Genomic DNA, 644 nt, shown 5'->3' with positions numbered 1-644 from the left:
CTCAAGGGGTACCCCCGGGAGAATCCGCATCCGGTGAACGAAGCCCGGGATCTGTGCTACATCCTCTACACCTCCGGTTCCACCGGCCAGCCCAAAGGGGTGATGACCACCCACCAGAATGTGGTGCGAACCGTGATCAACAACGGCTACCTGGAAGTGACCCCGGAAGACCGGGTGTTGCAACTGTCCAACTATGCCTTTGACGGGTCCACCTTTGACATTTACGGGGCCTTGTTATCCGGGGCCACCCTGGTGTTGATTTCCCGGGACACCGTGTCGGATGGTCTGGGTTTGTCCCGTGTGCTGAAGGAAGAGCGAATCACGGTCTCCTTCATGACCACCGCTTTGTTTAATACACTGGTCGATGTGGATGGTCAGGCACTGATAGGTTTGCGGAAGGTGCTGTTTGGAGGAGAAGCGGTTTCCGTCCCCCATGTGCGGAAGGCGGTCCGCCTCTTGGGAGCTGACCGGATTCTTCATGTGTATGGTCCGACGGAGACCACTGTGTTTGCCACATTCCACCCGGTGGACCGGCGGGCGGAGGGGCAGCGGACGATCCCGATCGGGAAACCCCTGTCCAACACCACATGCTATGTGCTGGACCGTCAGGGCCGTCCCCAACCGATCGGGGTACCGGGGGAACT

General features: G+C 59.6%; 1 protein-coding gene. It reads left to right on the top strand.

The window, feature by feature from the left end; genetic code table 11:
• Positions 1-33 precede the first annotated feature (33 nt).
• Positions 34-644: AMP-binding protein (locus IEV46_RS17880; protein WP_229736225.1), on the top strand; the 611-nt coding region annotated here is incomplete at its 3' end.

The sequence above is a fragment of the Kroppenstedtia guangzhouensis genome (assembly GCF_014637345.1).
Lineage (GTDB): Bacteria > Bacillota > Bacilli > Thermoactinomycetales > DSM-45169 > Kroppenstedtia > Kroppenstedtia guangzhouensis.
This window is presented reverse-complemented; position numbering and strand designations above follow the sequence as displayed.